General features: G+C 66.0%; 13 protein-coding genes and 1 other RNA gene. 8 read left to right on the forward strand and 6 right to left on the reverse strand.

Annotation, left to right across the window (positions count from 1 at the left end; translation table 11 throughout):
• Nucleotides 1-15: 15 nt before the first annotated feature.
• The 3 genes from G4223_RS13420 to G4223_RS13430 are packed head-to-tail and all read left to right on the forward strand — an operon-like array spanning nt 16 to nt 4,696.
• Nucleotides 16-2,988, forward strand: coding sequence for a histidine kinase N-terminal 7TM domain-containing protein (locus tag G4223_RS13420; protein WP_163680622.1), 2,973 nt, complete (start codon nt 16-18; stop codon nt 2,986-2,988).
• Entirely contained in the window at nt 2,985-4,193 is a 1,209-nt protein-coding gene (locus G4223_RS13425; RefSeq protein WP_163680640.1) for a GGDEF domain-containing response regulator, read from the forward strand. The genes G4223_RS13420 and G4223_RS13425 overlap by 4 nt, the downstream gene beginning before the upstream one ends.
• A complete protein-coding gene (locus tag G4223_RS13430) occupies nt 4,190-4,696 on the forward strand; it encodes a nucleoside 2-deoxyribosyltransferase (protein ID WP_163680642.1) in 507 nt (168 codons plus the stop codon). The genes G4223_RS13425 and G4223_RS13430 overlap by 4 nt, the downstream gene beginning before the upstream one ends.
• Here G4223_RS13430 and G4223_RS13435 read toward each other — a convergent pair.
• Nucleotides 4,693-6,648 carry an amylo-alpha-1,6-glucosidase gene (locus tag G4223_RS13435; protein ID WP_163680644.1) on the reverse strand — a complete coding sequence of 652 codons (1,956 nt, stop codon included), beginning with the start codon at nt 6,646-6,648 and terminating at the stop codon, nt 4,693-4,695. The two genes, G4223_RS13430 and G4223_RS13435, sit on opposite strands and share 4 nt — an antisense overlap.
• A gap of 132 nt (nt 6,649-6,780) precedes the next feature.
• Between G4223_RS13435 and G4223_RS13440 the strand changes: the two genes are divergently transcribed.
• Nucleotides 6,781-8,316, forward strand: coding sequence for a sensor domain-containing diguanylate cyclase (locus tag G4223_RS13440; RefSeq protein WP_163680648.1), 1,536 nt, complete (start codon nt 6,781-6,783; stop codon nt 8,314-8,316).
• Between the two features lie 295 nt (nt 8,317-8,611).
• On the opposite strand, the gene G4223_RS13445 is transcribed toward G4223_RS13440, so the two are convergent.
• A complete protein-coding gene (locus G4223_RS13445; RefSeq protein WP_241004134.1) occupies nt 8,612-8,842 on the reverse strand; it encodes a ribbon-helix-helix domain-containing protein in 231 nt (76 codons plus the stop codon).
• A gap of 162 nt (nt 8,843-9,004) precedes the next feature.
• Here G4223_RS13445 and G4223_RS19760 point away from each other — a divergent pair, with 162 nt between their 5' ends.
• The 4 genes from G4223_RS19760 (at nt 9,005) to G4223_RS13465 (ending at nt 11,026) form a co-directional block, all read left to right on the forward strand.
• A complete protein-coding gene (locus G4223_RS19760) occupies nt 9,005-9,433 on the forward strand; it encodes a DUF2934 domain-containing protein (protein WP_205762514.1) in 429 nt (142 codons plus the stop codon).
• A 164-nt stretch (nt 9,434-9,597) separates the two neighbouring features.
• The gene (locus G4223_RS13455; protein WP_163680651.1) at nt 9,598-10,056 is read left to right on the forward strand and encodes a flagellar biosynthesis regulator FlaF; all 459 of its coding nucleotides are present in this window, start codon (nt 9,598-9,600) and stop codon (nt 10,054-10,056) included.
• A gap of 81 nt (nt 10,057-10,137) precedes the next feature.
• Nucleotides 10,138-10,671, forward strand: a complete 534-nt coding sequence (locus G4223_RS13460; RefSeq protein WP_163680655.1) for a hypothetical protein — start codon at nt 10,138-10,140, stop codon at nt 10,669-10,671.
• A 70-nt stretch (nt 10,672-10,741) separates the two neighbouring features.
• The gene (locus G4223_RS13465) at nt 10,742-11,026 is read left to right on the forward strand and encodes a hypothetical protein (protein WP_163680657.1); all 285 of its coding nucleotides are present in this window, start codon (nt 10,742-10,744) and stop codon (nt 11,024-11,026) included.
• A 63-nt stretch (nt 11,027-11,089) separates the two neighbouring features.
• On the opposite strand, the gene G4223_RS13470 is transcribed toward G4223_RS13465, so the two are convergent.
• The 4 genes from G4223_RS13470 to apbC form a co-directional block, all read right to left on the reverse strand.
• The gene (locus tag G4223_RS13470; protein ID WP_163680660.1) at nt 11,090-12,706 is read right to left on the reverse strand and encodes a fumarate hydratase; all 1,617 of its coding nucleotides are present in this window, start codon (nt 12,704-12,706) and stop codon (nt 11,090-11,092) included.
• Between the two features lie 131 nt (nt 12,707-12,837).
• On the reverse strand, nt 12,838-13,326 hold the full coding sequence (locus G4223_RS13475; RefSeq protein ID WP_163680663.1) for an SspB family protein: 489 nt from the start codon (nt 13,324-13,326) through the stop codon (nt 12,838-12,840).
• Between the two features lie 66 nt (nt 13,327-13,392).
• Nucleotides 13,393-13,707, reverse strand: a transfer-messenger RNA (tmRNA) gene (gene ssrA / locus G4223_RS13480).
• Nucleotides 13,708-13,723: 16 nt separating this feature from the next.
• Nucleotides 13,724-14,815, reverse strand: a complete 1,092-nt coding sequence (gene apbC, locus G4223_RS13485; protein ID WP_163680666.1) for an iron-sulfur cluster carrier protein ApbC — start codon at nt 14,813-14,815, stop codon at nt 13,724-13,726.
• Nucleotides 14,816-14,930: the final 115 nt, after the last annotated feature.

Raw genomic sequence — 14,930 nt, forward strand, 5'->3', positions numbered from 1 at the left:
AGCCTGACCGACACCATGCCGACCGCCGCCTTTTCCTTTCTCGGCATACCCTATGCCCTCAACCCGCCAGCAATATTGCTGCTGGCGGCGGTGCTGGTCACCCTGACCATGGCCTGGCACGCCAGCCGCATGCGGCGTTTCCCTGGCCGCGACCGCTTCGTCGTCATGCAGGTCGGCGCCGCCATCTGGGCACTTGCCGCAGCCATGGAGAACATGGCTCAAATCCCCGAAGCCAAGATCCTGTGGGCGGAAATGGCCTGGGGCGGCATCGTCGCCGCCCCCACCGCCTGGGCCATGTTCGTATGGTCCTATGGTCATGGCGAAGAGAAGCTGCTGCCCGGCCGCTGGGCCTGGCTGCCCATATCCATGCCGGTGGTGGTGCAGGTGTTGGCGCTGACCAACGACCTCCACCATCTTGTGTACCGCTCGGCGACACCGATCGGCAACGCCCCCGGCGCCCCTCTCGACTACCATCACGGTCTGCTCTACTTCCTGGTCATCGTCTACCTGTACGGCTTCATGCTGTTCAGCGTGATCGCCATCATCGACGCCATCCACCGCAGCCACGGCCTCTACCGCCGTCACTATCTGGGCATGGCGATAGCGATGATGCTGCCGTGGGCCGGCAACCTGGGCTATGTCTCGGGCACCTTCACGCTGTTCGATTTCGATCCCACGCCGTTCAGTTTCCTGGTGATGGGGGCCATTTTCCATTGGCTGATCTATCGCCGTCACCTGTTCGAGCTGTTGCCCATCGCCCGCAGCGCCTTGTTGGATTCGCTGCCCGACCCCTTGCTGATCCTGGACGGCGCCGGCGTGGTGGCCGAGGTCAACCGTGCCGCCCGCGACCTGGCCGGCGGGCACCAGCTGGTCGGCCGGTCTTTCACCGAACTGGCACGGGTGGGCGAGGCACTGGCGCCGCTGGTACGCGGGCACGGTGCCGATTCCGAGATGGACCTTGCCGCCGATGGCCGCCAGTTCGAGGTGCGGCGCACCACGCTGGAGCGCGAGGGCAACACGGTCGGCGTGCTGTTGATGTTCCGCGACGTCACCCACCGCCGTCAGGCCGAGGACCGCCTGCGCGCCACTCTGGACGACCTCCAGCGCGCCAAGGCCGAGGCCGAGGCGGCCAGCCGCGCCAAGTCGGACTTCCTGGCGGTGATGAGCCACGAAATCCGCACCCCCATGAACGGTGTCGCCGCCATGGCCGAATTGCTGGCCCAGACCCGTGTCGACACCGAACAATCCTCGATGGTCTCGATCCTTCGGCAATCGGCCGAAAGCATGTTGACCATCATCGACGACATCTTGGACTTCTCGAAGATCGAGGCCGGACGGCTGGCACTGGAGCGGGTGACGTTCGACCCGACCCGGCTGGTCGAGGATGTGGCCCAGATGGTGGCGCCGCGTGCTTACGAAAAAGGGCTGGAGGTGGTGACCGACATCGATCCCGCCCTGCCGTCACTGATCGATGGCGACCCCGGCCGGCTGCGCCAGATATTGCTCAACCTGGCCGGCAACGCGGTCAAGTTCACCGAGCGCGGCCATGTGTTGATCCGCGCCGAGAACAGCGGTGTCGGCGACATCCGTTTCCGCGTCGCCGATACCGGCATCGGCATCGCCCCCGACCATTGGGACCACCTGTTCCAGCCGTTCACCCAGGCCGAAGGCTCGGTGGCGCGACGCTATGGCGGCACCGGCTTGGGCCTGTCCATCTGCAAGCGTTTGCTGGATCTGATGGGGGGGCGCATCTGGCTTGAAAGCATTCCCGGTCAGGGCAGCGTGTTCAGTTTCTCCCTGCCGGCCACCGGATCGGGACACCCCCACGACGCCACATTGCTGGACGGCTTGCGGGTGTGCGTGACGGTCGCGCCGCCACTGGGAGACGCCCTTCGGCGGCTGTTGGCTGCGCGCGGGGCCGAGATGGTGACCAAAGCCGCGGACGTCGTGATCCTGGACGATGGCGAGCCCCCACCACCCCAGGATGCCGCCGTCGTCCGTCTGGTGCCGTTTCACCACATGCAAGGCGATATCGACGAAGGGCCGGTCCTGCGCAAACCGATCCGGGCCGACGAACTGGAGCACGCCGTCGCCATCGCCGCCGGACGGGAACGCGCCACACCGTCGCTGCATCTGGGCGGCGAGACGACCTACACGGCGCCCCCCGAGACCGAGGTCGAGACGGCCAACATCCGCCTGCTGGTGGCCGAAGACAGTCTGGTCAACCGCATGGTGATCTCGAAAATGCTGGACCGCCTGGGGTTCGCCTATGACCTGACCCAGGACGGCGACCAAGCCCTGGCCATGTTCCGCACCCGCCGCTATGGCATGGTGCTGACCGACTTCCACATGCCGGGCATGGACGGGGTGACGCTGGCCCGCGCCATCCGCCGTGAACCAGGCGGCACCTTGCCCATCGTCGCCATGACCGCCGACGTGTTGCCGCAAACCACCGAATTGTGCGCCGCCGCCGGCATCCGGGAGTGCCTGCGCAAGCCGGTCCCCCTGAAACGGCTCGAGGAGGTTCTGGCCCGCCACCTGCCCCGAGCCCTGGAACTGCGTCGCCCGGTGGTCGAAGCGTCCCCGGACGCACCACCACCCGCCATGCCGACACTGGACAACGCGCCGCTGGTTGAAATTTTCGGGGCCTTGAACGACGAGGCTCTGGCCTTGCTGTCGGATTTCGCCGACAACACCGCCAGCCGTCTGTCCTTGCTGGCTTCACCCCTGGAGACGGGGGACACCGCCACCGCCCGCCACCACGCCCACGCCGCGCGCGGCAGCGCCCGCTCGGTGGGCGCCTCGGCCCTGGCCGAGACGTTCGGCGCCATCGACGACGGATTGGCGGACGGCGACATCCCCCTGGCGCGCCGTTTGGCGCATCAGGCGGAAGAACGGTTGACCGAGTTCCGCGAATTGCTGACTGTGCTCGACACCCGGCTGAAAACCGCAGGGAAGCCCGAAGCCCCAGGAAAGGACGTGTCATGAAAGGCTTGGTTCTGGTCACTGGCGACGACGCCTTGAAGGCGGAAGCCCAGGCCTATTTCACCGGGCTGGGCTACCGCTTCTCGAACGAAGTGCCGGTGGAACGCGCGCCCGACTGGGCGTTGGCGGCGGATTTGGGCTTGCTGGCGCCGCTGGCCTCGGGACTGGCCAACCAGGATTTGGCCCGGCATTTCGGCCAGGTGGTGGCCCTGGCCGACACTGACGGATTTCATGCCCGGCTTCAGGCGGCGCGGCTGGGAGCCAGCGGCTTCCTGCGTCGGCCGCTAAGCCCGGCCGACCTGTTCGACCGTTTGGAAGACGGCATCGCCTGGACCTCGCAGGACCCGATCCGCGTCCTGATCATCGACGACGACCCCATCGCGGCACGGGTCACCGGCCGCCAGATGGAAATGACCGGCATGGCCACCCGCCAGGTCGAAGACCCGGCCCAAGTGTTGGAAGCGTTGCGCGACTTCCGGCCCGACATCGCCATCGTCGATCTTTACATGCCGCAATGCTCGGGTACCGAACTGGCCCAGGTGATCCGCCAGATCGACACCTTCGACAGCCTGCCCATCATCTTCCTGTCGTCCGAGGCCGAACTGGCGGCCCAGATGACCGCCGTCAGCATCGGCGGCGACGACTTCGTCGCCAAGGGCACGCCGGCGGCATTGATGGTGCCCCTGATCCGCTCGCGCGCAGAGCGCATGCGCCGACTGCGCCGCCATCTCGCCAACGACGGCATGACCCGTCTCCTGACCCATACCGCGTTCAAGGAACGGCTGGACGAGACCTTGCGCCGGGACCAGTCGGTTTGCCTGGCGCTGTGCGACATCGATTCCTTCCGCGCCGTCAACGCCGAGCACGGCCATCCGATCGGCGACGTGGTGATCAAGACGTTGTCTCGGCTGTTGCGTCACCGCTCGCGGCCGGGCGACGAAATCGGCCGTTTCGGCGGCGAGGAATTCGCCCTGTTGCTGCCGGCCACCCCGCTCGACGAGGCGGCCGCCATGGTCGAGAACATGCGCGCAGCTTTCGCCGAACTGGCGCATTCCGGCCCCGGCGGCCGCTTCCACGCTTCGTTCAGCGCCGGCCTGACCCGGTCGCGGGCGGGTGAAAGCGTCGAGGAACTGGTGCGCCGCACCCTGGCGGCCCTGGGGCGGGCCAAGGATCAGGGCCGCAACCGTCTGGTCAAGGATGAAGCATGAGCAAGAGCGTCTACCTGGCCGGTCCGGCCGTGTTCCACCCCGCCGCCAAACAGGTGTTCGAATATCTGGTGGACATCTGCACCCGCCATGGCCTGACCGCCATCACCCCACAGATCGACGAGAGCGAGTTGGCCGGCCTGTCCAAGCCGGAACAGGCGGCGCTGATCCGCGCCGGGAACATCGCCAAGATTCGTGCCGCCGATGCTGTTGTTGCCTGCATCTCGCCATTCCGTGGGCCCGGTGCCGATGCCGGCACCGCCTGGGAAATGGGCTATGCCGAGGCGCTGGGCAAGCCGGTGGTGGCGTGGAACGAGGCACTGGACGATTATCGCAAGCGCGTGCCCGCCGACATCGACCCCCAGGGCACCGCATGGTGCCGCCAGCACGGCATGATCGTCGAGGATTTCGGGTTGAGCGACAATTTGATGCTGACCGCCGGCGCCCACCCGGTGGAGCCCGATTTCGAGGCGGCGGTCAAGGCGGTCGCCGTCTTGCTGGGTTAGGACGCCGCCACCCAGGCGCGCAGCCATTCCGCCACGCTCCAGCCCTGGGCGGTGCAGCCGCGCGGGGTGTGGGGCGGGTCGCCGTCGAACACTTCGGCGATGGTGCCGACACAATATTCGCCCAAATGCGGCGCCATGGCCGCCAGCACGGCACGGGCGCCGGCGTGGTCCTGGGGCCACACCCTGAGCCAAGCGTCGACGAAAGGCCCCAGCAGGAACGGCCACACCGTGCCCTGATGATAGGCGCCGTCGCGCGCCAACTGGTCGCCGTCGAAGCGGCCGCGATAGGCCGGATGGTCTGACGGCAGCGAGCGCAGGCCAAAGGGGGTCAGCAGGCGGTCGCGCACCACCTCGACCACCCGGCGCCAATGCCGTGGGTCCAGCACCGGATTGGGCAGGGACAGGGACAGCAACTGGTTGGGGCGCAGCAACGGCGCCTCCCCCGGATCGCCGTCGACGACGTCGTAAAGATAACCGCCTTCGGCGTACCAGAAGCGGGCGTTGAACGATTCGCGCGCTCGTTCGGCGGCGGCGGCGACGCGGTCGGCCTCGGCCGTCTTGCCGGTTTCCGCCAGCCAACGCGCCATGACGCACAAGGCGTTGTACCAAAGCGCGTTGATCTCGACCGGCTTGCCCCGGCGCGGCGTCACCACCCAGTCGCCGACGATGGCGTCCATCCAGGTCAACTGGTAGCCATCGGCCGCCGCCCGCAACAGCCCGTCCTCGGGATCGACCCCGATGCCGTAAAGCGTGCCGGTCATGTGGCGTTCCACCACCTCCTCCAGCTTGGGCAGAATCAGCTCCAGGGTCTCCATGTCGCCGGTGTGGGCGACGTAACGGTCCACCGCGTGGAAGAACCACAGCGTGGCGTCGGCGGTATGGTAGACCGGCGGCCAGGGCCCGTCGGGAATGTTGTCGGGGATCAGCCCGTCCTTGAGATAGCGGGCGAAGGTGCGCAGGGTGTCGCGAGCCTCGGCATGGCGGCCGGTGATCAGCATCAGGCCTTCGAGCCCGATCATGGTGTCGCGGCCCCAATCGTTGAACCAGGGATAGCCGGCGATCGAACTGCACACCCCGTCGCCCTCGGCCTGGACACGCGCCAGCAATTGCGGCCGGTTGCGCGGGGTGAAAACGAAGGCATCGGCGGCCAAGGTCAAAAGGGCCGCCATCTCGTCGGCGCGCAGGGCCGGATGGGCGCGCGACAACAGCCGGCGGCGGCGCTCACGCTCGGCCGCCCAGGCATCGTCGGCATCCAACGCCGTGGCGATGGCCCAACTTTCCGTCGAGGCGGCCAGGGCCAGCGCGCCATCCAGCGTGGCCGTCAAGGTACCGGGGCTCCATTGTGGCCCGTGGTCCAGGTAACCGCGCCCGCTTTCGATGGCATAATGCATGTCGCGCCGACAGGGATCGTCCCAATCGGCACGCCATCCCGCCACCGCCAGCCGCAACGCCGGCCAGGGCGCGCAGGCGATCTCGACACAGCCATCCTCGACAACGACGGGATGGGCCTTGATCAGATCCTGATCAAGGCCCCAATCGGCATGACGAACGTGCAGCCATGGCCGCAACCGCAGTTCCACCGCCGCCCCCTCCAACAGATGGTACTGCACATGCACGGTGTTCTGGCGCCACGGCATCACCACCCGGCGCTCGATCACCCGGCCGGCGCCGACGAAGCGCCAGACCGGCAAGCCGCCGTCCAGCCGGAACTCCACCGCCAGTTCGAACAGCGGCAAAGCCCCACCAGGAAGCAACAGAACCTCTTCCAACTGGTCGAGCATCACCGTGCGTCCACGCGGTGCGTCGAGCGCCGCCACCAGAAGACCGTCATGACGGCGCGACACGTCCCCCGCCAAGGTTCCCGAGGCATAACCGCCCAAACCGTTCGTGGTCATCCATTCCTTGCCCGCCCAAGAGGCGGTGGCGCCGACGTGAAGCTGGAGAAGAGACATGGCGACCTCCGGCGGAATGGATGTTCCATGGTGCGGCCAGCGCCGGGAACTGTCCAGTAGGGGGGATTGAACTGTGTCACGGGAACGCCAATGTGCAGGAAAGACATTCCCTGTGGGGTAGGGCATTCCGTCATGATGTTCGCGCGGGCCTCCGGTTGGCGCCGCGTCCACGCGCAAGGATGGCTGGTCCTGGCGGTGTTGACGGCGGCGACCTTGGCCACCTTCACGCTGTTGGCGTGGCGGGACCTGGAGACACGCGACGAAACCGCCGCCCGCCAGGCCCACGACACCGCCTGGTTCATCACCCGCAGCATCGACGGCAAGTTCGACCAGATCGACCGGCAACTGACCCTGATCGCCGCCGAGGCCGGGGCCAACGGCGACTTCACCGGCGAGCCGGTGTGGCGCATGATCGGTCTGGCCCTGCGCACCACCCCCGAGGTGCGGTCGTTCGGCCTGTACGACCGCGAAGGAAACATCGTCCAGCACAGCAACCACAAGGGCGGCTATCCCCACATATCGGTGGCCGACCGCGACTATTTCCGCACGCTGCGCGACGATCCCGACCACGGACCGGTGGTGACCCAGCCCCTGGTCAGCCGGGTCAGCGGCCAGACCGTCGTCGGTGTCGCGCATGCCATTCAGGATTCCAACGGCGCTTTCGTCGGCGTCGCGTTGGCGGCGGTCGCCCCCGAAGCCTTCGACCTGTTCGCCAGCCTGCCCAACCTGCCGCGCGACAGCGCCATCGCCATCCACCACCGCGCCGGCGCCAACCTGTTCCGCGCCCCCGCTCTGGCCGACCAGATCGACGTCGACATGCGCGCAAGCCCGGTCTTCACCGCCTTGCGGAACGCTCCGGCCGGTCTGGTCGAAGGCGACGACCACGGCAGCATGTTGGACGGCCACGCCCGCATCCTGGCCTATCGTACCTTGACGCGCTGGCCGCTGGTGGTGGTGGTCGGTGTTCCCCAAGGCGCGGTGTTGGCCGATTGGCGCCACGACTGGAGCCGCAACGCCTTGCTGGTGGGGCTGGCGCTGGTGGGATTCGCCTGGCTGGCCACCGCCGCGCAACGGCAGTTGACCGGCCGGCTCGAGGCCGAACTGGCGCTCAGCCGCCAGGAATTGCGCTACCACGCCCAGGTCGAAGAAGAACTGCGCTATTGGGCCAACACCGACGCCCTGACCGGCATGGCCAACCGTCGCCACTTCCTGGCGCAATGCGAACGCGAGATGCAGCGTGCGGCGCGCTATGGCCGGCCGCTGACGGTCGCCATCTTCGACATCGACTGGTTCAAGCGAATCAACGATGGTTTCGGCCACGCCACCGGCGACGAGGTCTTGCGCGTCATCGCCCAGGCCACCGCCCAAAGCCTGCGCGAAACAGACATGGCCGGCCGGCTGGGCGGCGAGGAGTTCGGGCTTCTGCTGCCTGAAACCGGGATCGAGGGCGGCACCGAACTGGCGGAACGGCTGCGTCTGGCCGTTTCCTCGGCTCACATCGTCGCCAAGGACAAAACGGTCGCCGTCACCATCAGCATCGGCGTCGCCACCATGGCGGCGGACGAAGCTTCGGTGGACACGTTGTTCGCCCGCGCCGATTGCGCCCTTTACCGGGCCAAGGAAAGCGGCCGCGACCGTGTGGAGGTCGCCACGGCAACCTTGGGGTAAACAAAGCCGTGGGCTCTCACCTTGTTGCACTGCAAACTGATCCAGATCAAAGCTGAATAACCATATTCCTGATAGGGTCCAACCACCATCAAGCGAGTCCCGAAATGGGGGAGATCAACATGGTTCTGGACAACGAGGCGATTATCGCCCTGGGCTTCCTGGTCAGCATTCTGGTGGTAACCGGCGGCTTGCTTTACTTCTTGGTCGCCAAGCTGAAGCGCTAGGCACCATTGGGCGCCGCACTGGCGCCACCCAAAAAGACCACGGAATGACGCGGAGGCATTGCTCCGCGCCCTCACCCGCCCCCGGCAGCGATCTGGCCGGGGGTTCTTTTTTGGAGATATTCCAGCACGTAGACCCGAAGCGCCGACGACAGATTGCCGGTGCGGTCCAAGTCGATTTCCGCCGCCATCTGATTGAGAGACAATCCCCGTTCGCCGGCGATGGCCTTGAGGGCGTCCCAGAACTGCGGCTCCAGAGATACGCTGGTGGCGTGCCCGGCGATGACGAGAGAACGCTTCTTCAACACGGCTACCCCCGTCAGATTTTGCCAAACCGTGGACAACATACTGTTTCCACAGGGCATTTCATCACTGAAATGTCGTCAAATCTTCAACCCCCGCGATCTCGTCCACCTCTATCATGGCAAGGCTTCGATTTCCGCCGTGCCGTTTTCAAGAGGACGACCATGACCCGCGCCCAGCCATGCCCGCTGACCCTTGCCGAAAGCGGAGCCTTGGCATTGGCCGATGCCGCCGCCCAACTGGACAGCGCCGACGAACCGGCCAAGTTCCTGCGTGCGCTGGAACACAATCGAAAGGTATGGCAGACGATCAAGGCTTTGGCCGAGCGGCACAATTGGCGCACGCCGTCGCCCCGCATGGCCGATTACGCGCTGAACACCGCGCGCAAGATGGGGCTGGGCGTGGCCGACGACCAGTTGACCACCCTGGTCGATATCGGCCATCGGGTGTCGCGGGAACTGGCCGGCGGCGACATCACCATCATCCGCGAACGGGCCTATTTCATATGGGAAAGCCGGGGCCGCCCCCACGGCCAGGATCTCGAACATTGGCTGATGGCGGAAATGGAATGTGCGGGTTTCACCACGCACTGAACGCCCTACCTGGGAACGCCCTACCTGGAAGTGGGACATACCTCTCCTGCCGCTTCTCCCCCTTCAGGATGATTGTCCGCGCCGCACGCACAGGTTAGCGTTTCGGGGTTAACAAAAAGACAAATAGGACATGACGTCCTTCGAAACAGGCAAGGGAGAAAGCCATGGGTAGCGTCTCCATACCGGTTCGCCTGACATTGCCAGAAAGCAGCGCGGTCGCCCTGACCAAAGCCGCGGACGACATGGCGGACGCCCACGATACGTCGTGTTTCGTCGCGGCCCTGAACGTCAATCACCGTCTGTGGCAGGCTCTTTCCGAAATCGCCGACGCCAAGGGTTGGACCATTCCCGACCGCCGCATCGCCGATTTCGTGATGAAGACCACCCACAAGGCCGGCCGGCGTACCGGCGACGACCAGATCGAAACCCTGATCGCCATCAACCGCGACATGGCCGCCCAACTGGCGGGCGGACAGGATATGGAAACGGTCACCCGCCGCGCCGAATTGGCCTGGCGGGAACGTGGCCGCCCCTATGGGGTCAAGCTGGACCAGTGGCTGGTCGGCGAGATGGAACGCAAGGCGCGGTTGCGGCACGAAGCCATCGCCGGCCCATTGGCCTGAATTCGGGGGCTGCCTTCTTTCGGCGGCCCTTTTCGCTTCGCCTTGTCCGCGTGGGCCGGGCCGGTTATTTTGCCCGCCATCATGCGACGCGCCACCTTTCTTTCCACGCCCCCCAAGCTGACCGGCGAAATCCGCCGGTTCTGCGCCATGCTGTCCGACGCCGAACCGGCCGTGCTCAAGGCCGTGCCCTTTCCCGGTTGCGACGGCGATTGCTGGACCAATCTTCCGGCCCATGTCGGACGCTTCGGCGGCAGCGCGCTGACCGGCTGGCGCGTCGTTGTGTGGCCACGCGTCATGGCGCACGCCGAACCGCATGTGGTCTGGCTCAGCCCCAAGGACGAAGTGATCGACGTCACCGCCACGCCGGACCGTGCCTCGCATTCGGTGTTCGTCGCCGACCCGGCGGCGACACAGGACACTCGCCCGCGCCGACTGGCCCTGGCATCCGATTCCAATCTGACGCGCTGGATGGAATTGGCCGATGCCGGCGAGGAAGACTCGGACGCCGCGTTGGATCTGTTCCTGGCGGTCCTGAGAAAGCATGCCCGCCCCGACGACCCGTGCTATTGCGGCAGCGGTCGTCAGATGCGCAAGTGCCACCCGATCAAGAAATAAAGCGCAGGGAACCTCCCCGCTCCGCCGTGTAACGAGGGCCGTTTTTCCCTCTGTTGCATGGAGAGCAGACATGCGCCTGTCCGTGTGGATCGCCGCCGTCATGGTGGTGGCCTTCGCCGCTTCGGCCGCCGCCCAAAGCGCGCCCGAGCGCAAGGGGCCGCCCCCCGGCGGACACCAGCCGCCGCCCGAGGCCTTCACCGCCTGTACCGACAAAAGCGAAGGTGACGCCGTCACCATGACCATGCCCGACGGCAAGACCATGGCCGCCACCTGCGCCAAGGCCTCCGATGGCCGTTTGGCCGCGCGTCCCGACAAAATGCCCGACCACAAGGGGCCGCCGCCGGACCGGCAATAAGCGTACCCACGAAAAAAGCCCCCGGCCGTTCGGCCGGGGGCTTGTTCGTCACGGCACGCGCTTTCAGTGCGCGAAGTCGGCGAAGAAGTCGTTGCCCTTGTCGTCGACGACGATGAAGGCCGGGAAGTCCACGACCTCGATCCGCCAGATGGCTTCCATACCCAGTTCGGGATATTCCACCACCTCGACCTTCTTGATGCAGTCCTGGGCCAAACGGGCGGCGGCGCCGCCGATGGACCCGAGATAAAATCCGCCATGCGCCTTGCAGGCGTCGGTCACCGCCTTGGAACGGTTGCCCTTGGCGATCATCAGCATGGAGCCGCCGGCGGCCTGGAACTGCTCGACGTAGGAATCCATGCGGCCGGCGGTGGTCGGACCGAACGAGCCCGAAGCATAATTGGCCGGGGTCTTGGCCGGGCCGGCGTAATAGACCCCCATCTGCTTGAAGTAATCCGGCAGGCCCTCTCCACGGTCCAGACGTTCCTTCAGCTTGGCGTGGGCGATGTCGCGGGCGACGATCATCGGCCCGGTCAGGCTGACGCGGGTCTTGATCGGGTATTGCGACAGGGTCTTGCGAATTTCGTCCATGGGGCGGTTCAGGTCGATCTTGACCACCTCGCCCGACAATTGCGACGGGTCGATGTCGGGCAGATACTTGGCCGGATCCTTCTCCATGGCCTCGACATAGACGCCGTCCTTGGTGATCTTGCCCAGGATCTGGCGATCGGCCGAGCACGACACACCGATGGCCACCGGGCACGACGCGCCATGGCGCGGCAGACGGATGACGCGGACGTCGTGACAGAAGTACTTGCCGCCGAACTGGGCGCCGATGCCCATGTCCTGGGTCATCTTGAGCACCACCTGCTCAAGCTCGACGTCGCGGAAGGCCTGACCGTACTTGGTGCCCGAGGTGGGCAGGCTGTCGAGATAGCGGGCCGAGGCCAGCTTGACCGTCTTGAGCGCCATTTCCGCCGACAGGCCGCCGATGACGATGGCGAGGTGATAGGGCGGACAGGCCGAGGTGCCGAGCGTGCGGATCTGGGCGTCCAGGAACTTCAGCAAGCTGGTCGGGTTCAACAGCGCCTTGGTCTGCTGGTACAGGAAGGTCTTGTTGGCCGACCCGCCGCCCTTGGCCATGAACATGAACTTGTAGGCGTCGCCTTCGGTGGCGTACAGGTCGATCTGCGCCGGCAGGTTGGTGCCGGTGTTGACCTCGTCGTACATGTTCAGCGGCGCGGTCTGGGAATAGCGCAGGTTCAGGTCGGTATAGGCCTGCTGCACGCCCTTGGAGATGGCCGCCTCGTCGTTGCCGCCGGTCCACACCTTCTGGCCCTTCTTGCCCATGACGATGGCGGTGCCGGTGTCCTGGCACATGGGAAGCGTGCCGCCAGCCGAGATGCAGGCGTTCTTCAGCAGGTCATAGGCGACGAAGCGATCGTTGGCCGAGGCTTCGGAATCGTCCAGGATCTTGCGCAACTGGGCCAGATGACCGGGCCGCAACAGATGCGAGGTGTCCTTGATCGCCTCGAAGGTCAGCTTGGTGATGGCTTCGGGTTCGACGGTGACGACGGTCTGGCCGTTGAAGGTGGCGGTGCCCACACCCTCGCTGGAGATCTTGCGATACGGAGTGTCGTCATGGGCCAGCGGGAACAGCTCGTGGAAGACGAAGTCGGACATCAGCGCCCCTCGGGATCAAGGTCTGGAACGGGTAGGCATCCCCACCCCGCGCGGGTGGGGAACCTCGGGTTCGACAAACACCTTTTTCAGCGATGCGTCAAGTCCGGAAGCGGCGGCAAGCCGTCGCCGTCCTACTTCTTGCGGAAGGCGTCCAGGGCGATGACCTTGCCGCCCTCGTCCGAGGTGTCGGCCGGGGTGTCGTCACCCAAATCCCCATCGGGGATTTCCTCGGGCAAATCCTCGTCCTCGAACTCCTCCTCCTCGTCCTCGACCTGAAACTGAAGGCCGAACTTGGCGGACGGATCGGCGAAGCCGGTGATGGCGGCGAACGGCACGTACAGACGTTCCGACACGCCCGAGAACGACAGCGTCACCTCGAAATGGTTCTCGTCCACCTCAAGCCCCCAGAACTGGTGCTGAAGGACGATGGTCATCTCGTCGGGATGGCGGACCATGATGTGGCCGGGAAGCCGGACGCCGGGAAAACGGGTGCGGAAGGTGATGTAGAAATGGTGCTCGCCGAACAGACCGTGCTCCGCGGTCTGGGTCAGGGCATCGCGCACCACGCCACGCAGGGCGTCCTCGACCATCTTGTCGTAACGCAAACTATCTTCCGACATCTGAGCCCACGGCCCCCTCGTAAACCGACATCGAAAACACCCCGGATGGCGGCGTCCCGAAAAGGAAGTGGGGGGCTTCTGTTGCCCGGTGCCCCCCGGACCGCGCTTACGGGTTAAGCCGCAGCGGCAAGTTCAACGTTGTCGTTGGCACTTGTTGAGTTTAGCCCGATAACGGTGGATACCATGCCGAGCGCAAACCATACCTTTACTACCCGCGTCGATCCTGTTTCGCCCCCGAAGACCCGGCCGAAGCCGGAAATTGGTGGAGGCGCCGGGTACCGCCCCCGGGTCCGCAAGGCCTATTCCGTATAGCGTTTAGCGCCATAGCCGGGCGAACCCGGCGAACCCAATATAGTGCAGCGCATCCCACATTGCCAGAGCGGGAATCTGTCCTGGCCTATTCGAAGCTGATCTTGGGCCCCTTGCGGCCGGATTGAATCAGTCGCACCTTGTCCCACACCTTGGCGGCGATCGCCTGATAGGCCTTGGCGTGCGGGCTGTCGGGCTGGGACGCCACGATGGGGGTGCCGGCGTCCGAGGTCTCGCGGATGGCGATGTCCAGCGGCACCTCGCCCAGGAACTCGGCGGACAGCCGCGCCGCCTCGGCCTTGGCGCCGCCATGGCCGAAGATATGGGCTTCGTCGCCGCATTTCGGACAAACGTAATAGCTCATGTTCTCGATCAGGCCGAGAACCGGCACGTCCACCTTGCGGAACATGTTCAGCCCCTTGCGGGCGTCCAGCAACGCGATGTCCTGCGGCGTCGAGACGATCACCGCGCCGGTCAGCGGCAGGTTCTGGCTGATGCTCAGTTGGGTGTCGCCGGTGCCGGGCGGCATGTCGATGACCATGATGTCCAGTTCGCCCCATTCCACGTCGCGCAGCAACTGGTTGAGCGCCCCCATGACCATGGGACCGCGCCAGATGATGGGATCTTCCTCGCGCACCAGGAAACCGATGGACATGCACTTGATGCCATGGTTCTCCATGGGCAACAGGGTCTCGCCGTCGGGGCTCTGCGGCTGGCCGGAAATGCCCAGCATGCGCGGCATCGAGGGACCGTAGATGTCGGCGTCGAACAGCCCGACCTTGAGCCCCATGCCGGCCAGCGCCAGCGCCAGATTGGTCGAGGTGGTGGACTTGCCGACGCCGCCCTTGCCCGAGGCCACGGCGATGATCGACTTGACCTGCGGCAACAGCGGACGCTCGGCCGGCTTGGCCTGGGGCGCGGGCTGGGGCGCACGCTGGGCGGTCAGCACGGCGGATACCGTCAGCACGCCCGGCAGCGCCTCGACCACTTTCTCGGCGGCCTTGCGCACCGGCTCCATCTCCTTGGCGCGGGCGGGGTCGATCTCGATGGCGAAGGCGACGTGACCGTTCTTGACCGCCACCCCGGACACCAGCCCCAGGGCGACGATGTCGGCACCGCGGGCGGGGTCCGCCACCTGCTTGAGGGCACCCAGCACCTGGGCTTCGGTCAATTCGGCCATGGCAACGGTCTCCGTTAAAACAGTTCAGGCGTCCCTGATATAGGCCCCCGCGCCCCGTTTGTTAAGGACGTTGGTCAAGGCGGGTGCGGCCTTGAATCGTCCCCGCTTTTCTCCA

It is taken from the genome of Magnetospirillum aberrantis SpK, assembly GCF_011022235.1.
GTDB lineage: Bacteria > Pseudomonadota > Alphaproteobacteria > Rhodospirillales > Magnetospirillaceae > Magnetospirillum > Magnetospirillum aberrantis.